Annotated in this window: 20 protein-coding genes; 19 read left to right on the top strand and 1 reads right to left on the bottom strand. The window is 60.0% G+C overall.

All coding sequences use genetic code 11. The features are described from left to right. Position 1 precedes the first annotated feature (1 nt). The 5 genes from tgt (at position 2) to BFP93_RS05635 (ending at position 5,020) form a co-directional block, all read left to right on the top strand. Positions 2-1,117 (top strand): tRNA guanosine(34) transglycosylase Tgt, encoded by a 1,116-nt coding sequence (tgt, locus tag BFP93_RS05655; protein WP_162303237.1) that lies wholly within the window; start codon positions 2-4, stop codon positions 1,115-1,117. 43 nt (positions 1,118-1,160) lie between these two features. After that, the gene (gene yajC / locus BFP93_RS05650; RefSeq protein WP_003175975.1) at positions 1,161-1,499 is read left to right on the top strand and encodes a preprotein translocase subunit YajC; all 339 of its coding nucleotides are present in this window, start codon (positions 1,161-1,163) and stop codon (positions 1,497-1,499) included. Between the two features lie 62 nt (positions 1,500-1,561). Continuing rightward, the gene (gene secD, locus BFP93_RS05645; RefSeq protein ID WP_065892376.1) at positions 1,562-3,430 is read left to right on the top strand and encodes a protein translocase subunit SecD; all 1,869 of its coding nucleotides are present in this window, start codon (positions 1,562-1,564) and stop codon (positions 3,428-3,430) included. A 9-nt stretch (positions 3,431-3,439) separates the two neighbouring features. Beyond that, complete coding sequence (gene secF / locus BFP93_RS05640) at positions 3,440-4,354, top strand: protein translocase subunit SecF (RefSeq protein ID WP_065892375.1); 915 nt, start codon at positions 3,440-3,442, stop codon at positions 4,352-4,354. Positions 4,355-4,477: 123 nt separating this feature from the next. Continuing rightward, positions 4,478-5,020: a glycine zipper 2TM domain-containing protein gene (locus BFP93_RS05635; RefSeq protein WP_005791197.1), complete on the top strand. Its 543-nt coding sequence runs from the start codon at positions 4,478-4,480 to the stop codon at positions 5,018-5,020. Positions 5,021-5,243: 223 nt separating this feature from the next. On the opposite strand, the gene suhB is transcribed toward BFP93_RS05635, so the two are convergent. Next, positions 5,244-6,059, bottom strand: a complete 816-nt coding sequence (suhB, locus tag BFP93_RS05630) for a type III secretion system regulator SuhB (protein WP_003175971.1) — start codon at positions 6,057-6,059, stop codon at positions 5,244-5,246. Between the two features lie 145 nt (positions 6,060-6,204). Here suhB and trmJ point away from each other — a divergent pair, with 145 nt between their 5' ends. The 14 genes from trmJ to BFP93_RS05560 all read left to right on the top strand — a co-directional run. After that, positions 6,205-6,975 carry a tRNA (cytosine(32)/uridine(32)-2'-O)-methyltransferase TrmJ gene (gene trmJ / locus BFP93_RS05625; protein ID WP_065892374.1) on the top strand — a complete coding sequence of 257 codons (771 nt, stop codon included), beginning with the start codon at positions 6,205-6,207 and terminating at the stop codon, positions 6,973-6,975. Between the two features lie 2 nt (positions 6,976-6,977). Beyond that, positions 6,978-7,760, top strand: coding sequence for a serine O-acetyltransferase (gene cysE / locus BFP93_RS05620; protein WP_065892373.1), 783 nt, complete (start codon positions 6,978-6,980; stop codon positions 7,758-7,760). Positions 7,761-8,060: 300 nt separating this feature from the next. After that, complete coding sequence (gene iscR, locus BFP93_RS05615; RefSeq protein ID WP_003194020.1) at positions 8,061-8,552, top strand: Fe-S cluster assembly transcriptional regulator IscR; 492 nt, start codon at positions 8,061-8,063, stop codon at positions 8,550-8,552. 50 nt (positions 8,553-8,602) lie between these two features. Beyond that, a complete protein-coding gene (locus tag BFP93_RS05610; RefSeq protein WP_065887478.1) occupies positions 8,603-9,817 on the top strand; it encodes an IscS subfamily cysteine desulfurase in 1,215 nt (404 codons plus the stop codon). 99 nt (positions 9,818-9,916) lie between these two features. Then, a complete protein-coding gene (iscU, locus tag BFP93_RS05605; protein ID WP_003175965.1) occupies positions 9,917-10,303 on the top strand; it encodes a Fe-S cluster assembly scaffold IscU in 387 nt (128 codons plus the stop codon). A gap of 28 nt (positions 10,304-10,331) precedes the next feature. After that, the gene (gene iscA / locus BFP93_RS05600) at positions 10,332-10,655 is read left to right on the top strand and encodes an iron-sulfur cluster assembly protein IscA (protein WP_003175963.1); all 324 of its coding nucleotides are present in this window, start codon (positions 10,332-10,334) and stop codon (positions 10,653-10,655) included. 8 nt (positions 10,656-10,663) lie between these two features. Continuing rightward, the gene (hscB, locus tag BFP93_RS05595) at positions 10,664-11,185 is read left to right on the top strand and encodes a co-chaperone HscB (RefSeq protein WP_065892372.1); all 522 of its coding nucleotides are present in this window, start codon (positions 10,664-10,666) and stop codon (positions 11,183-11,185) included. Positions 11,186-11,238: 53 nt separating this feature from the next. Next, a complete protein-coding gene (hscA, locus tag BFP93_RS05590) occupies positions 11,239-13,101 on the top strand; it encodes a Fe-S protein assembly chaperone HscA (RefSeq protein ID WP_065892371.1) in 1,863 nt (620 codons plus the stop codon). A 3-nt stretch (positions 13,102-13,104) separates the two neighbouring features. Then, positions 13,105-13,446, top strand: a complete 342-nt coding sequence (gene fdx, locus BFP93_RS05585) for an ISC system 2Fe-2S type ferredoxin (protein WP_015885743.1) — start codon at positions 13,105-13,107, stop codon at positions 13,444-13,446. A 14-nt stretch (positions 13,447-13,460) separates the two neighbouring features. Next, positions 13,461-13,661, top strand: a complete 201-nt coding sequence (gene iscX, locus BFP93_RS05580; protein ID WP_003238461.1) for a Fe-S cluster assembly protein IscX — start codon at positions 13,461-13,463, stop codon at positions 13,659-13,661. 92 nt (positions 13,662-13,753) lie between these two features. Next, positions 13,754-14,179, top strand: a complete 426-nt coding sequence (ndk, locus tag BFP93_RS05575) for a nucleoside-diphosphate kinase (protein ID WP_003175956.1) — start codon at positions 13,754-13,756, stop codon at positions 14,177-14,179. A gap of 29 nt (positions 14,180-14,208) precedes the next feature. Next, positions 14,209-15,357, top strand: a complete 1,149-nt coding sequence (gene rlmN, locus BFP93_RS05570; RefSeq protein ID WP_065887481.1) for a 23S rRNA (adenine(2503)-C(2))-methyltransferase RlmN — start codon at positions 14,209-14,211, stop codon at positions 15,355-15,357. A gap of 12 nt (positions 15,358-15,369) precedes the next feature. Next, positions 15,370-16,128, top strand: coding sequence for a type IV pilus biogenesis/stability protein PilW (gene pilW / locus BFP93_RS05565; RefSeq protein WP_065892370.1), 759 nt, complete (start codon positions 15,370-15,372; stop codon positions 16,126-16,128). Continuing rightward, positions 16,128-16,804, top strand: a 677-nt coding sequence (locus BFP93_RS05560; protein ID WP_065892403.1) for a helix-turn-helix domain-containing protein, incomplete at its 3' end; no start/stop codon positions are given. The genes pilW and BFP93_RS05560, both read left to right, overlap by 1 nt.

The raw sequence follows: 16,804 nt of genomic DNA, 5'->3' as shown, positions 1-16,804 counted from the left end.
TATGTCGTTTGAACTGCTGGCCACCGACGGCAAAGCCCGTCGTGGTCGCCTGACTTTTCCGCGCGGCACCGTGGAGACCCCGGCGTTCATGCCGGTCGGCACCTACGGCACCGTCAAGGGCATGCTGCCCCGTGACATCGTCGCCACCGGCGCCGAGATCATCCTCGGCAACACTTTCCACCTGTGGCTGCGCCCGGGCACGGAAGTGATCAAGAAGCACGGCGACCTGCATGACTTCATGAAGTGGCAGGGTCCGATCCTCACCGACTCCGGTGGTTTTCAGGTGTTCAGCCTGGGCGCCATGCGCAAGATCAAGGAGGAGGGCGTGACCTTCGCCTCGCCGGTGGATGGCTCCAAAGTGTTCATGGGCCCGGAAGAGTCGATGCAGGTGCAGCGCGACCTGGGCTCGGACATCGTGATGATTTTTGACGAGTGCACGCCGTACCCGGCTGACGAAGACGTGGCGCGCATCTCCATGGAGCTGTCCCTGCGTTGGGCCCAGCGTTCGAAGAATGCCCACGGTGACAACACCGCGGCGCTGTTCGGCATTGTGCAGGGCGGCATGCATGAAAGCCTGCGCAAGCGCTCGCTGGAAGGCCTCGACAAGATCGGCTTCGACGGCCTGGCTATCGGCGGTCTGTCGGTGGGCGAGCCCAAGCACGAGATGATCAAGGTGCTCGATTACCTGCCGGGCCTGATGCCCGCAGAAAAACCTCGTTACCTTATGGGCGTTGGCAAACCGGAAGATCTCGTAGAGGGTGTGCGCCGCGGTGTGGACATGTTCGATTGCGTGATGCCAACCCGTAATGCCCGCAATGGGCATCTGTTCATTGATACAGGCGTGCTGAAGATCCGTAACGCGTTCCATCGCCATGATGATTCGCCGCTCGATCCGACCTGCGATTGCTACACCTGCCAGAACTTCTCCCGTGCTTATCTGCACCATCTGGACAAGTGCGGGGAAATGCTGGGTAGCATGTTGAATACCATCCACAATTTGCGTCACTACCAAGTCCTGATGGCTGGTTTGCGCGAGGCTATTCAACAGGGTACATTGGCCGCCTTCGTCGATGCCTTCTATGCCAAGCGCGGGCTCCCTGTGCCGCCCTTGGACTGAGTTTCCCGACCCTAAGATTCACTATTTGCAACTGGAGTGCTAAATGAGCTTTTTTATCTCTAACGCCATGGCTGACGCCGCCGCGCCTGCTGCTGCCGGCCCGATGGGCGGTGGTTTCGAGTGGATTTTCCTGGTCGGCTTCCTGGTCATCTTCTACCTGATGATCTGGCGTCCACAGGCCAAGCGCGCCAAAGAGCAGAAAAACCTGCTCGGCAGCCTGCAGAAAGGCGACGAAGTCGTGACCACTGGCGGTATCGCCGGCAAGATCACCAAGGTTTCCGATGCTTTCGTGGTACTGGAAGTCTCCGACACCGTAGAAATGAAGTTCCAGAAGGGCGCCATCGCCGCCACGCTGCCAAAAGGCACGCTCAAAGCGATCTGAGTAACAACCTTTACCAATCGACGGGGCGCGCAAGGCGCCCCGCGTTATAAGCGGGCGGCGTGATGCTGAACAAATACCCTCTGTGGAAATACGTACTGATCCTGGCGGTGCTGGCGATCGGTTTTATTTATTCCGCTCCCAATCTCTATCCTGATGACCCGGCGATCCAGATCTCTGGCGCCAGCACTTCGCTGCAGGTCAATCAGGCTGATCTGGAACGCGCGAGCAAAGCGCTGACTGACGCGGGCATCCAGGTTAAAGCGGCAACCTTGGCAGCTGGTTCCAAAGGCGGCTTGTTGCGCCTGACCAAGCAAGAAGACCAATTGCCGGCCAAGGATGTCGTACGCAAGGTCATGGGTGACGACTATGTTGTCGCGCTCAACCTGGCACAGACCACGCCACAATGGCTGCGCAGCATTGGCGCGCACCCGATGAAGCTGGGTCTGGACTTGTCCGGTGGTGTGCACTTCCTGCTGGAAGTCGACATGGACAAAGCCCTCGACGCACGCCTGAAAGTGTATGAAGGCGATGTGAAGAGCCTGCTGCGCAAAGAAAAACTGCGTTATCGCAGCCTGCCGCAGCTCAACGGTGCGATCCAGCTGGGCTTCGCTGACGAAGCTTCCCGCGAACAGGCCCGTGCGCTGATCCGCAAGAACTTCAACGACTTTGACATCGTACCGGCCGACCTCAATGGTCAGGCGGTGCTGCGTCTGGCGATGAGCCCGGCCAAGATCGCGGAAATCCGCGAATACTCCATCAAGCAGAACTTGACCACGGTACGTAACCGCGTCAACGAGCTGGGTGTGGCCGAGCCGATCGTGCAGCGTCAGGGCGCCAACCGTATCGTGGTTGAACTGCCGGGCGTGCAGGACACCGCTGAAGCCAAGCGTATCCTGGGTAAAACCGCCAACCTGGAGTTCCGCCTCGCGGCTGAGCCGGGTGCTACCCGCGCGACTTCCGAAGAGTTCGAGTTCCGTGAAGGCAACCGTCCTCCAGCGTTGATCGAGCGTGGCTTGATCATCACCGGTGACCAGGTGACCGATGCCAAGGCCGGTTTCGGCGAGCATGGCACGCCTGAAGTGAACATCCGCCTGGATGGTCACGGCGGCGAGCTGATGAGCCGCGCCACGCGCAGCAACGTCGGTCGCAGCATGGCGGTAATCTTCATCGAGCAGCGTCCTGTTACCACCTACACCAAGCAGATGGTCAACGGCGTCGAGAAAGACGTGCCGGTACAGACCTTCAAGGAAGAGAAGAAGATCATCAGTCTGGCGACCATCCAGTCGCCGCTGGGTGCGCAATTCCGCATCACTGGCCTGAACGGCCAGGGCGAATCTTCCGAGCTGGCCCTGCTGCTGCGTGCCGGTGGCCTGGCGGCGCCGATGTACTTCGCTGAAGAACGCACCATCGGCCCGAGCCTGGGTGCCGACAACATCACCAAGGGTGTCGATGCGGCGCTGTGGGGCATGTTGTTCGTGTCGCTGTTCATCATCGCCATCTACCGCTTCTTCGGCATCATCGCCACCGTGGCCCTGGCGGGCAACATGGTGATGCTGCTGGCGCTGATGTCGCTGCTGGGCGCCACGCTGACCCTGCCGGGTATCGCCGGTATCGTCCTCACCATGGGTATGGCGGTGGACGCCAACGTGCTGATCTTCTCGCGAATCCGTGAAGAGATCGCGGCGGGCATGACCGTACAACGTGCAATCAACGAAGGCTTCGGCCGGGCATTTACCGCGATTCTCGACTCCAACCTGACCACTCTGCTGGTCGGCGGGATTCTCTTTGCCATGGGCACCGGCCCCGTCAAAGGTTTTGCGGTGACCATGTCCCTGGGTATCTTTACCTCGATGTTCACGGCCATCATGGTGACCCGCGCAATGGTCAACCTGATCTTTGGCGGGCGTGACTTCAAGAAGTTGTGGATTTAAGGGGCTGCCATGTTACGTACAATCAACTTCATGGGCGTTCGCAACGTTGCGTTCGGCGTCACCGTGCTCCTTACCGTTCTGGCGTTGTTCAGCTGGTTCCATAAGGGCCTGAACTACGGTCTGGACTTTACCGGCGGTACGCTCATCGAGCTGACCTACGAGAAGCCGGCCGACGTCACCCTGGTGCGCGATGAGCTGGTCAAGGCCGGCTATCACGAGGCGGTGGTGCAGAGCTTCGGCGCCACTACCGACCTGCTGGTGCGCATGCCTGGCGAAGACCCGCAACTGGGTCACCAGGTTGCCGAGGCCTTGCAGAAGGTCGGCGGCGACAACCCGGCCTCGGTCAAGCGCGTAGAGTTCGTCGGCCCGCAAGTGGGTGAAGAACTGCGCGACCAGGGTGGCCTTGGCATGCTGATGGCGCTGGTCGGCATCATGATCTACCTGGCCTTCCGCTTTCAGTGGAAGTTCGGGGTCGGCGCCATCGTGTCGCTGATCCACGACGTGATCGTGACCGTGGGTATCCTGGCGTACTTCCAGATCACCTTCGACCTGACCGTATTGGCCGCCGTGCTGGCGATCATTGGTTACTCGCTCAACGACACCATCGTGGTATTCGACCGGGTTCGCGAGAACTTCCGTGTACTGCGCAAGGCCACGTTGATCGAGAACATCAACATCTCCACCACCCAGACCCTGCTGCGGACCATGGCGACGTCGATCTCCACCTTGCTGGCGATCGCGGCACTGATGATCTTCGGTGGCGACAACCTGTGGGGCTTCTCCCTGGCACTGTTCATCGGTGTTCTGGCCGGTACCTATTCGTCGATCTACATCGCCAACGTGGTACTGATCTGGCTGAACCTCAACAGCGAAGACCTGATCCCTCCGGCCAGCACTGGCAAGGAGGTCGACGACCGTCCTTGATGGGCGTTTGTTGATCGGCGGTACAAAGAAAGGCACGAGATTGAACTCGTGCCTTTTTTTTTGCTCCAAGGCTGGGTATAGCGCGGATCTTTCGGTCCGCTTGTGATGGTCAGGAGGTTCAACGTGAACAAGTCGTTGCTGGTTGGTGCGGTATTGGGTGCTGTCGGTGTGACTGCCGGGGGCGCTGTTGCCACCTACAGCCTGGTAAAAAGCGGCCCTGAGTATGCGCAAGTGCTGGCGGTACAGCCGGTAAAAACCCAGATTAAAACCCCGCGTGAGGTCTGCAAGGATGTCACCGTGACCCGGCAGCGTCCGGTGCAGGATCAGCATCAAATCGCCGGTACCGTCGTAGGCGCCCTGGCAGGCGGCCTGCTCGGCAACCAGATTGGTGGTGGTAACGGCAAGAAGCTGGCAACGGTCGCCGGTGCGGTCGGTGGCGGTTATGCGGGTAACAAGGTTCAGGAAGGTATGCAGAACCGCGATACCTACACCACTACCCAGACTCGCTGTAACACCGTGAATGACATCAGCGACAAGGTTGTGGGCTACGACGTGCGTTACAACCTGGATGGCAAGGAAGGTACCGTGCGTATGGAGCGTGATCCAGGCGGCCAGATTCCGGTGGACAAGGAAGGGCGTCTGATCCTGGGTCAGAACCAGCAGTAATCCAGGGCCAGGCACAGATTCAAAAAACTGTGCAATTCAAAATGTGGGAGGGGGCTTGCCCCCGATAGCGGTGGATCAGTTGATGCTTGGTTGACTGACACTCTGCAATCGGGGGCAAGCCCCCTCCCACATTTGATCTGTATTGCTGCTGATGGATGGGTCTGGCTCAAATCCCAGGCATAAAAAAAGCACCCCTCGGGGTGCTTTTTTTGTGCGCGCTCGCTTAGCGCTTCAGCGAAGCCGGCAGGTGCGGCTGGATCGCCGTCAGCACTGCCTTGAAGCATTTGGTGTTGCCGGCAACCACGTGGCCTTTCTCCAGGAAGTCGTGACCGCCGGTGAAGTCGCTCACCAGGCCGCCCGCTTCTTGAATCAGCAGGGCGCCCGCAGCCATGTCCCACTCGGACAGGCCCGACTCCCAGAACGCATCGAAACGACCGGCGGCCACGTAGGCCAGGTCCAGGCTCGCTGCGCCGGCGCGGCGGATGCCGGCAGTCTGGCCAACCAGGGCGCGGAACATGCCCAGGTAGTTTTCCAGGTTGTCCATCTGGTCGTCACGGAACGGGAAGCCGGTGCCCAGCAGGGCGCCGTCCAGACTGGTGCGGCCGCTGACACGCAGGCGGCGACCATTGAGCTGGGCGCCACGGCCACGGCTGGCGGTGAATTCTTCCTGGCGGACCGGGTCCAGCACCACGGCGTGTTCCAGGCGGCCACGGTATTTGCACGCAATGCTTACGGCAAAATGCGGGATGCCGCGCAGGAAGTTGGTGGTGCCATCCAGTGGGTCGATGATCCACAGGTAGTCTTCGCCTTCGCCGCTGCCTTTGTGCAGGCCGGTTTCTTCACCGAGGATGCCGTGGGTAGGGTAGGCCTTGCGCAGGGCATCGATGATTTTCTGTTCGGCGGCGCGGTCCACCTCGGACACATAATCCTTGGCGTCTTTTTCGTCGACCTTGATGGTATCCAGGCGCTCGATGGAGCGGAAGATCAATTCACTGGCGCTGCGGGCGGCGCGCAGCGCGATATTCAGCATGGGCTGCATGGATAGGTCACCTAAGGTTGTTAAAGAAAGCCGGGCAGTTTAGCAGAAACTTTCTTCAGGTGAAGGGCGACGTTAGCTTTCGTGGCATAACCCTAAGCGCTTCTGTAAGATTTGCTCCCCTTTCCCGTGTCCGAGAGCGCCTCCCTTGCTGCAAAACATCCGTGTCGTTTTGGTCAATACCAGTCATCCCGGCAATATCGGTGGGGTGGCGCGAGCCATGAAAAACATGGGGCTGACGCGGCTGGTGCTGGTCGAGCCACGTGTGTTTCCGCACCATGAGGCCGATGCCCGCGCATCCGGCGCCAATGACATCCTGGAAAACGCCCAGGTTGTCGCCACCCTGGAAGACGCTTTGGTCGGCTGCAACCTGGTGCTCGGCACCAGCGCCCGCGACCGCCGCATTCCCTGGCCATTGCTGGACCCGCGTGAGTGCGGTACCAAAGTGGTGGAAGAGGCGACCGGTGGCGCAGAAATCGCCCTGGTGTTTGGCCGTGAGGACTCCGGCCTGACCAATGAAGAGCTGCAGCGATGTCATTATCACGTGCACATTCCATCAGACCCTGAGTTCAGTTCGCTGAACCTGGGTGCGGCGGTGCAGGTGCTGACGTACGAAGTGCGCATGGCCTGGTTGGCGGCTGAGGGCCAGCCGAGCAAGATGGAGAAGGACGAAGTGGCGTCGACCAAAAGTGGCGAGCTGGCCACGATGGACGAGCTGGAGCGATTCTATGAGCACCTGGAGCAAACCCTGGTGGCCATCGAGTTCCTTGATCCTGAAAAACCACGGCACTTGATGGCGCGCCTGCGCCGCCTTTACGGGCGCAGCTCGGTCAGTCGGGCGGAAATGAATATATTGCGTGGCATCCTCACGGAAACCCAGAAAGCGGCCCGTGGCGAGCTCCTTAAGCGGAAGGATTAAAGATGTTCGAGCGTTTGCGAGAAGATATCCAGAGTGTTTTCCACCGTGATCCGGCGGCGCGCAACGCCTTTGAAGTGCTGACCTGCTACCCCGGCATGCACGCGATCTGGCTTCACCGCCTGTCCGGCGCCCTGTGGGGCATGGGTTGGAAATGGCTGGCGCGGCTGGTGTCGAACTTCGGGCGCTGGCTGACCGGGATCGAAATTCACCCCGGCGCCAAGGTCGGCCGTCGCTTCTTCATCGATCATGGCATGGGCATCGTGATTGGCGAGACCGCCGAGATTGGCGATGACGTGACGCTCTATCAGGGTGTCACCCTGGGCGGGACCACCTGGAATAAAGGCAAGCGCCACCCGACGCTGGGCGACGGTGTGGTGGTGGGCGCGGGTGCCAAGGTGCTTGGCCCGTTCACGGTCGGCGCCGGTGCCAAGGTTGGCTCCAATGCCGTGGTCACCAAGGCCGTGCCGCCCGGTGCGACGGTGGTGGGTATTCCGGGCCGGATCATCGTCAAGCCGGAAGTTGGTGACGAGCAGGAGGCCAAGCGCAAGGCCATGGCCGAGAAGATCGGCTTTGATGCCTATGGCGTCAGCGAAGACATGCCAGACCCGGTGGCGCGTGCCATTGGCCAGTTGCTCGACCACCTGCAAGCGGTGGATGGCAAGCTGGAGGGCATGTGTGGCGCCCTGAAGGACCTGGGCAGCCCTTACTGTGCGAAGGATCTGCCTGAGCTGCGCGAAGAAGATTTCGCCGAGATCAAGGACGAAACCGCCACCAAGGCAAGCTAAGATCCCGGCATCGCCAGAGATCTCCTGTGGGAGGGGGCTTGCCCCCGATAGCGGTAGGTCAGTTGCCCTATGTGCTGGCTGATCCACCGCCATCGGGGGCAAGCCCCCTCCCACATTTGACCTTCATTGTGTCTGGCATCGCAGGTTATCCGGTGACGCTGTTCGTCCCCACCCCAGCCTGCTATGATTCGCGCGCCCTTTTTACGGGTAATCCTGACTAAAGTACTAGGTCTTATAGTTGACTTAAATACTCGGGAATCGCATACTTGCTCCCATTCTGAAACACCTTGGTACTTGTCCATGAGACTGACTACAAAAGGCCGATACGCGGTGACTGCCATGCTCGACCTGGCTTTGCACGCGCAAACTGGGCCGGTGTCCCTGGCCGATATCTCCGAGCGCCAAGGCATTTCCCTGTCCTACCTCGAGCAGCTGTTCGCCAAATTGCGCCGCAGCAATCTGGTTTCCAGCGTGCGAGGCCCAGGTGGCGGCTATCAATTGTCCCGCGATATGCAGGGCATCCAGGTAGCCCAGGTGATCGACGCGGTCAACGAATCCGTCGATGCCACCAAATGCCAGGGGCTGGGTGATTGCCATGCCGGTGACACCTGCCTGACGCACCACTTGTGGTGTGACTTGAGCCTGCAGATCCATGAGTTTTTGAGTGGTATCAGCTTGGCTGATCTTGTGACTCGCCGTGAGGTGCAAGAAGTAGCCCAGCGTCAGGACCAGCGCCGTTGCAACACCAAGGCGCCGCGTCTGGACAAGATTGAAGCGTCCGCCGTCGAGTGACAGCCGCAGAGCTAACGGCGCGCCAGCCAGCCTGATTTAGGAGAAAGTCCATGAAATTGCCGATTTACCTTGATTACTCAGCGACCACCCCGGTTGATCCGCGTGTCGCGCAAAAGATGAGCGAATGCCTGCTGGTTGACGGAAACTTCGGCAACCCGGCCTCCCGTTCCCACGTATTCGGCTGGAAAGCCGAGGAAGCGGTCGAGAACGCTCGTCGCCAGGTCGCCGACCTGGTTGGCGCCGACCCGCGCGAAATCGTCTGGACCTCCGGTGCCACCGAGTCCGACAACCTGGCGATCAAGGGCGCGGCGCATTTCTACGCGACCAAGGGCAAGCACCTGATCACCACCAAGATTGAGCACAAGGCTGTCCTGGACACCATGCGCCAACTGGAGCGTGAAGGTTTTGAGGTCACCTACCTCGAGCCCACCACCGACGGCATCGTCACCCCGGCCATGATCGAGGCCGCGCTGCGTGACGACACCATCCTGGTTTCCGTGATCCACGTGAACAACGAAATCGGCACCATCAACGACATCGAAGCGATTGGCGAGCTGACCCGTTCCAAGGGCATCCTGCTGCACGTCGACGCCGCTCAGTCCACCGGCAAGGTCGAGATCGACCTGTCCAAGCTGAAAGTCGACCTGATGTCGTTCTCCGCCCACAAGACCTACGGCCCCAAAGGCATCGGTGCCCTGTACGTAAGCCGCAAGCCGCGCGTACGTATCGAAGCCACCATGCACGGCGGCGGTCACGAGCGCGGCATGCGTTCGGGCACCCTGGCGACCCACCAGATCGTCGGCATGGGCGAAGCCTTCCGCGTAGCCAAGGAAGACATGGCTGCCGAAAACGTGCGCATCAAGGCCTTGAGTGACCGCTTCTACAAGCAGGTCGAGAACCTTGAAGAGCTGTACATCAATGGCAGCATGACCGCCCGTGTACCGCACAACCTGAATTTGAGCTTCAACTACGTCGAAGGCGAGTCGCTGATCATGGCGCTCAAGGACCTGGCGGTTTCGTCCGGTTCGGCCTGCACCTCGGCGTCCCTTGAGCCTTCGTACGTACTGCGCGCCCTGGGCCGCAACGACGAACTGGCACACAGCTCGATCCGCTTTACCTTCGGCCGCTTCACCACTGAAGAGCAAGTCGACTACGCCGCGCAGAAAGTCTGCGAAGCCGTCAACAAGCTGCGCGTTCTGTCGCCGCTGTGGGACATGTACAAAGACGGTGTCGACATTTCCAAGATCGAGTGGGCGGCACACTAACTATAGAAGCCGCCACCCCAGCTCTGTAGCAACGTGGCGGAAAACGCAGGCGTTTCTACAGGGTTCCAGAGCGGCCCTGATGAGTGAGGATTCAGTACCATGGCTTACAGCGAAAAGGTCATCGACCACTACGAAAACCCGCGCAACGTCGGCAAGATGAACGCGGAAGATCCTGATGTCGGCACTGGCATGGTCGGCGCTCCGGCGTGCGGCGATGTGATGCGCCTGCAGATCAAGGTCAACGACGCCGGCGTTATCGAAGACGCCAAGTTCAAGACCTACGGTTGCGGTTCGGCCATCGCCTCCAGCTCCCTGGCGACCGAATGGATGAAAGGCAAGACCCTGGATGAGGCTGTCACCATCAGCAACACCCAGCTGGCCGAAGAACTGGCCCTGCCGCCGGTGAAAATTCACTGCTCGGTACTCGCCGAGGACGCCATCAAGGCGGCCGTTCGCGACTACAAGCAGAAGAAAGGCTTGATCTAAGTATTTGGCGACGAGTAAGGAGTCAACGATGGCTATCAGCATGACAGAAGCGGCTGCGCAGCACATTCGCCGCTCCCTGAATGGGCGCGGTAAAGGTGAGGGGATTCGTCTGGGTGTTCGCACCACGGGCTGTTCCGGCCTTGCCTACGTGCTGGAGTTTGTCGACGAGGTGGTTGCGGAAGACCAGGTGTTCGAAAGTCACGGCGAGAAAGTGATCATCGACCCCAAAAGCCTGACCTACCTGGACGGCACCGAGCTCGATTTCGTCAAGGAAGGGTTGAACGAAGGCTTCAAGTTCAACAACCCCAACGTACGCGGTGAATGTGGCTGCGGCGAAAGCTTCAACATCTGAGGCTTCTTGTGGGTACTCCTTGTCATTTCGCTTTATTCGAGCTGCAGCCGAGCTTTCGGCTGGACCTTGAGCAGCTTGCCACGCGCTATCGAGAATTGGCGCGTGGCGTGCATCCGGACCGCTTCGCTGACGCTTCCGAGCGTGAGCAACGCCTGGCGCTGGAGCAATCGGCCAGCCTCAACGAAGCCTATCAGACGCTCAAAAGCCCCCCGAAACGCGCCCGTTATCTACTGGCGATGAAGGGCGGCGAGTTGCCGATGGAAGTCACCGTGCATGACCCGGACTTCCTGATGCAGCAGATGCAATGGCGCGAAGAGCTCGAAGACTTGCAGGACGAAGCCGATGTGGCTGGCGTCGCGGTCTTCAAGCGTCGTCTGAAGGCGGCCCAGGATGAGCTCAACGAAAGCTTCGCAGCCTGTTGGGATGATGCTGCGCAACGCGAACAGGCCGAACGCCTGATGCGGCGCATGCAGTTTCTCGACAAGCTCACCTACGAAGTGCGCCAGCTAGAAGAGCGCCTCGACGATTAACCCAGTGTGCTGCCCGTGATGCACGCCTGATAGACAGATAAGACCTGATTACCATGGCTCTACTGCAAATCGCCGAACCCGGTCAAAGCCCTCAACCGCACCAGCGTCGCCTGGCGGTCGGGATTGACCTGGGCACCACCAATTCCCTGGTTGCTGCGGTGCGCAGCGGCCTGTCCGAGCCGTTGCCCGATGCCGATGGCCAGGTCATCCTGCCGTCCGCCGTGCGCTATCACGCCGACCGTATCGAAGTCGGCGAGTCGGCCAAGCTGGCAGCGTCCTCCGACCCCCTTAATACCGTGCTGTCGGTCAAGCGCTTGATGGGTCGTGGTCTGTCCGACGTCAAGCAATTGGGCGACCAGCTGCCGTACCGCTTTGTCGGCGGTGAATCCCATATGCCGTTCATCGACACCGTCCAGGGCCCGAAAAGCCCGGTGGAAGTGTCGGCCGATATCCTCAAGGTGCTGCGCCAGCGTGCGGAAACCACCCTGGGCGGCGAACTGGTCGGTGCGGTGATCACGGTTCCGGCTTATTTCGACGACGCGCAGCGCCAAGCCACCAAGGATGCGGCGAAGCTCGCCGGCCTGAACGTGCTGCGTTTGCTTAATGAGCCGACCGCTGCCGCCGTGGCTTACGGCCTGGACCAGCACGCCGAAGGCCTGGTCGCCATTTATGATCTGGGCGGCGGCACCTTTGATATTTCGATCCTGCGCCTGACCGGCGGCGTGTTTGAAGTGCTGGCCACCGGTGGCGACAGCGCCCTGGGTGGCGATGACTTCGACCATGCCATCGCGGGCTGGATCATCAGCAGTGCCGGCTTGTCTGCCGACCTGGATCCGGGCGCTCAGCGCAACCTGCTGCAAGCCGCCTGCGCTGCCAAGGAAGCGCTGACGGACGCTGCTTCCGTTGAAGTTTCCTACGGTAGCTGGTCGGCCCAGCTGACCCGCGAAGCCTTCGATGCGTTGATCGAACCGATGGTTGCCCGCAGCCTCAAGGCCTGCCGCCGCGCGGTGCGTGATTCCGGTATCGAGTTCGAAGAGGTCGGCGCGGTGGTCATGGTAGGCGGCTCCACCCGTGTTCCACGGGTTCGCGAGGCCGTTGCCGAAGCCTTTGGCCGCCAGCCGCTGACCGAAATCGACCCGGATCAAGTGGTGGCCATCGGGGCTGCGATCCAGGCCGATACCCTGGCCGGCAACAAGCGCGATGGTGGCGAACTGCTGCTGCTCGATGTGATTCCGTTGTCCCTGGGCCTGGAAACCATGGGCGGCCTGATGGAGAAAGTGATTCCGCGCAACACCACTATTCCCGTCGCCCGCGCCCAGGATTTCACCACCTACAAAGATGGCCAGACGGCCATGATGATTCATGTGCTGCAAGGCGAGCGCGAGCTGATCAGCGACTGCCGCTCCCTGGCACGCTTTGAATTGCGCGGTATCCCGGCGATGGTCGCGGGTGCGGCGAAGATTCGCGTGACCTTCCAGGTCGACGCCGACGGCCTGCTCAGCGTGGCGGCCCGTGAACTGGGCTCGGGCGTCGAGGCCAGTATCCAGGTCAAGCCGTCCTACGGCCTGACTGACGGTGAAATCGCCAAGATGCTCAAGGACTCGTTCCAATATGCCGGCGACGACAAGGTCGCTCGCGTGCTGCGTGAGCAGCAAGTCGATGCCCAGCGCCTGCTCGAAGCGGTGCAGGGCGCTCTGGATGTCGATGGCGAGCGCTTGCTGGATGCCGAGGAGCGCATGGTCATCGACCTGCAGATGCAGGAGCTGGCCGAACTGATGAAAGGCAACGATGGTTACGCCATCGAGCAGCAGACCAAGCGCCTGTCACAAGTAACCGATGCCTTTGCCGCCCGCCGTATGGACCAGACGGTAAAAGCCGCCCTGGCGGGTCGCAACCTGAATGAAATTGAGGAATAACTGATGCCGCAGGTCATTTTTCTGCCACACGCCGAGCATTGCCCGGATGGTATGGTCGTGGAGGCTGAGACCGGCAAGTCCATCCTTGAGGTCGCCCACGACAACCACATCGAGATCGAAAGTGCCTGTGGCGGTGTGTGCGCCTGCACCACGTGCCACTGCGTCATTCGCGAAGGTTTCAACAGCCTTGAAGAGGCTGATGAGCTGGAAGAGGATTTCCTCGATCGCGCCTGGGGCCTGGAAGCGACTTCGCGTCTAAGCTGTCAGGCAAAGGTCGGCACTGAAGACATCACGGTCGAAATCCCGAAATATTCGCTCAACCATGCGGCCGAAGCGCCGCATTGATTCAAGGAACTGTCATGAGCCTGAAATGGGTTGATGTACAAGAAATCGCTATACAACTTGCTGAAGCTCATCCTGAGGTCAATCCTCTTACGGTGAACTTCGTCAAGCTGCGTAACCTCGTAATGGAACTGCCGGATTTTGACGACATCCCTGATCGGGGTGGCGAAAAGGTCCTGGAGGCGATTCAAGGCCTGTGGATCGAAGAAGCAGACTGAGCCGCCTTATTACGCAGTTAGGCAATACCTGATAACCCGCGTATAATTCGCGGGTTTAATTTTTCGTAAATTACCGTTTCTGGAGTTACACCATGGCTGTTCAACGTACTTTCTCCATCATCAAGCCTGACGCTGTTGCAAAAAACGTCATCGGCGAGATCACCACTCGTTTCGAAAAAGCCGGCCTGAAGGTTGTAGCTTCGAAACTCAAGCAACTGTCCAAGGCTGAAGCTGAAGGCTTCTACGCTGAGCACAGCGCTCGTGGCTTCTTCGGCGACTTGGTTGCCTTCATGATTTCCGGTCCTGTTGTTGTTCAGGTGCTGGAAGGCGAGAACGCTATCGCTCTGAACCGTGAGCTGATGGGCGCTACCAACCCTAAAGAAGCGGCTGCCGGCACCATCCGTGCTGACTTCGCCGAGTCCATCGACGCCAACGCTGTTCACGGTTCGGACTCCGAAGCCGCTGCTGCTCGCGAAATCTCGTACTTTTTCGCTGCTACTGAAGTAACCGCTCGCTAAGCATCGGCTTAAAGAGTGAGGGTGAATCCATGACTACATCGACTGTTAAAACCAACCTGCTGGGTCTGACTCAGCCGGAAATGGAGAAATTCTTCGACTCAATCGGGGAGAAGCGTTTCCGTGCCGGTCAGGTAATGAAGTGGATTCACCACTTTGGCGTCGACGATTTCGACGCCATGACGAACGTCAGCAAGGCCCTGCGCGACAAGCTCAAGGCCATTGCCGAAGTTCGTGGTCCCGAAGTGGTCAGCGAGGACATCTCCAGCGACGGCACCCGTAAGTGGGTGGTGCGCGTGGCGTCCGGCAGCTGCGTCGAGACCGTCTACATTCCCCAGGGCAAGCGCGGCACCTTGTGCGTTTCGTCCCAGGCAGGCTGTGCCCTGGACTGCAGTTTCTGCTCCACCGGCAAGCAAGGCTTCAACAGCAACCTCACCGCCGCCGAAGTCATCGGCCAGGTGTGGATTGCCAACAAATCCTTTGGCAGCGTCCCGGCGACCGTCGACCGTGCCATCACCAACGTGGTGATGATGGGCATGGGTGAGCCGCTGCTGAACTTCGACAACGTGGTTGCGGCCATGCACCTGATGATGGACGACCTGGGCTACGGCATCTCCAAGCGCCGTGTGACCCTGTCGACCTCCGGCGTGGTACCGATGATCGATGAGCTGGCCAAGCACATCGACGTTTCCCTGGCGTTGTCGCTGCACGCACCCAATGACGCATTGCGTAACCAATTGGTGCCGATCAACAAGAAGTATCCGCTTAAGATGCTGCTCGAATCCTGCCAGCGTTATATGGCGACCTTGGGCGAAAAGCGTGTCTTGACCATTGAGTACACCATGCTCAAGGACGTCAACGACAAGGTCGAGCACGCGGTCGAGATGATCGAGCTGCTCAAGAACACCCCGTGCAAGATCAACCTGATTCCGTTCAACCCGTTTCCCCATTCTGGCTACGAGCGGCCGAGCAACAACGCCATCCGCCGTTTCCAGGATCAACTGCACCAGGCCGGCTACAACGTCACCGTGCGCACCACCCGTGGTGAAGACATCGATGCCGCCTGTGGCCAATTGGTAGGGCAGGTGATGGACCGCACCCGCCGCAGCGAGCGTTATATCGCCGGACGCGAACTGAACGCCGCCGACGATTTGCCGCTGATTGCTGTAAATCGAATCTGAGAGAGGATCTCTATGCCCTTGCGCCTTGCGCTGCTTTTACTTGTTACCGGTCTCGTGGCCGGTTGTGTTTCATCGGGCTACGACAGCCCTTTGCAAACCGACAAGGGTCGTGAAGCGGCGCGAGTGGCGTATGTGCAACTGGGGCTGGGCTATCTGCAACAAGGCATGAGCGAGCAGGCCAAGGTGCCATTGAAGAAGGCCCTGGAGCTGGATGCCGACGATGCGGATGCCAATGCCGCGCTGGCGCTGGTCTTCCAGGCTCAGGCCGAGCCCGAGTTGGCTGATCGGTATTTCACCACGGCACTGGCTTCCCGTCCTGGCGACGCGCGGTTGCTGAACAACTACGGCAGTTTCCTGTTCGAGCAGAAACGGTATGAACAGGCGGCCGCTTATTTCCGCCAGGCCAGCACCGACACCCTTTATTCCCAGCGTTCGCGCATCTTCGAGAACCTTGGGGTGACGTCGATACACCTGGGACAGCGCGAACTGGCGCGCCAGCAACTGGAAAAAGCCCTGCACCTGAACGCTCGCCAACCACGCGCTTTGCTTGAAATGGCTGAGTTGTCCTACGAAGACAGGCATTATGTGCCGGCACGTGACTATTACGAGCGTTTTAGCCTGCTCAGCGGGCACAATGCACGTAGTCTATTGCTCGGTGTGCGCCTGGCGACGGTTCATGAAGAACGCGACACGGCCGCACGTTTTGGCCAGCAACTCGAACGACTCTATCCCGGTACGCCGGAATATCAGCAATACCTGTCGGAGCAATGATGAAAGCCGCGCACCCGGAAGTTGTAGCAGCTAATCGCGTAAACCCAGGCGACACCTTGCGTGAGGCCCGCGAAAGCAATGGTTGGTCGCTGGCGCAAGTGGCCCTCAAGCTCAATTTGACCAGCACCTCCCTGGCCAACCTGGAAGCTGGCGCATTCGACAAGCTGCCCGGGCACACGTTTGCCCGCGGCTATATCCGCGCTTATGCCAAGTTGCTGGGTATCGACCAGACCGCACTGGTCCAGCAATTCGACCAGTTCACCGGCACCGACTCCCAGGGCAGCAATGTGCATGGCCTCGGTCGTATTGAAGAGCCGACCCGGGTTTCCCACACGATCCTGCGCATTGTCAGCCTGTTGCTGCTGATTGCCGTGATCGGGGGTGGTTTCGTCTGGTGGCAGGACCAGACTTCCCAGCGCAATAAAGACCTGACCAGCAACGCGCTGGAGCACGTCGAAGTCGAAAGCGCCGACGGCACCACCCAGATTCATCCGCTGGATGAGCCGGAAGACCAGGCGGTCGTCGAAGGACAAGTCACGCCGGAAGCGCCTGCCACCGCTGAACAACCCGCTCCGCAAGCCGACAGCGCACCTGCAGCGACTGCATCCGTACCCGCGCCGGCTCCCGCAGCGCCCGTGGCCCAGGCTCCCGCAGCGACCGCTCCGGCCCAGGCTCC

It is taken from the genome of Pseudomonas sp. 44 R 15, from assembly GCF_900004965.1.
GTDB classification, from domain to species: Bacteria; Pseudomonadota; Gammaproteobacteria; order Pseudomonadales; family Pseudomonadaceae; genus Aquipseudomonas; species Aquipseudomonas orientalis_A.
Note: the sequence above shows the minus strand (reverse complement) of the source record. Positions and strands in the feature narration are given on the sequence as shown.

Excerpts from the sequence above, each read along its gene's own strand:
- tgt (WP_162303237.1), top strand. The coding sequence starts at position 2 with ATGTCGTTTGAACTGCTGGCCACCGACGGCAAAGCCCGTCGTGGTCGC.
- yajC (WP_003175975.1), top strand. The coding sequence starts at position 1,161 with ATGAGCTTTTTTATCTCTAACGCCATGGCTGACGCCGCCGCGCCTGCT.
- secD (WP_065892376.1), top strand. The coding sequence starts at position 1,562 with ATGCTGAACAAATACCCTCTGTGGAAATACGTACTGATCCTGGCGGTG.
- secF (WP_065892375.1), top strand. The coding sequence starts at position 3,440 with ATGTTACGTACAATCAACTTCATGGGCGTTCGCAACGTTGCGTTCGGC.
- suhB (WP_003175971.1), bottom strand. The coding sequence starts at position 6,059 with ATGCAGCCCATGCTGAATATCGCGCTGCGCGCCGCCCGCAGCGCCAGT.
- cysE (WP_065892373.1), top strand. The coding sequence starts at position 6,978 with ATGTTCGAGCGTTTGCGAGAAGATATCCAGAGTGTTTTCCACCGTGAT.
- iscR (WP_003194020.1), top strand. The coding sequence starts at position 8,061 with ATGAGACTGACTACAAAAGGCCGATACGCGGTGACTGCCATGCTCGAC.
- BFP93_RS05610 (WP_065887478.1), top strand. The coding sequence starts at position 8,603 with ATGAAATTGCCGATTTACCTTGATTACTCAGCGACCACCCCGGTTGAT.
- iscU (WP_003175965.1), top strand. The coding sequence starts at position 9,917 with ATGGCTTACAGCGAAAAGGTCATCGACCACTACGAAAACCCGCGCAAC.
- iscA (WP_003175963.1), top strand. The coding sequence starts at position 10,332 with ATGGCTATCAGCATGACAGAAGCGGCTGCGCAGCACATTCGCCGCTCC.
- hscA (WP_065892371.1), top strand. The coding sequence starts at position 11,239 with ATGGCTCTACTGCAAATCGCCGAACCCGGTCAAAGCCCTCAACCGCAC.
- fdx (WP_015885743.1), top strand. The coding sequence starts at position 13,105 with ATGCCGCAGGTCATTTTTCTGCCACACGCCGAGCATTGCCCGGATGGT.
- iscX (WP_003238461.1), top strand. The coding sequence starts at position 13,461 with ATGAGCCTGAAATGGGTTGATGTACAAGAAATCGCTATACAACTTGCT.
- ndk (WP_003175956.1), top strand. The coding sequence starts at position 13,754 with ATGGCTGTTCAACGTACTTTCTCCATCATCAAGCCTGACGCTGTTGCA.
- rlmN (WP_065887481.1), top strand. The coding sequence starts at position 14,209 with ATGACTACATCGACTGTTAAAACCAACCTGCTGGGTCTGACTCAGCCG.
- pilW (WP_065892370.1), top strand. The coding sequence starts at position 15,370 with ATGCCCTTGCGCCTTGCGCTGCTTTTACTTGTTACCGGTCTCGTGGCC.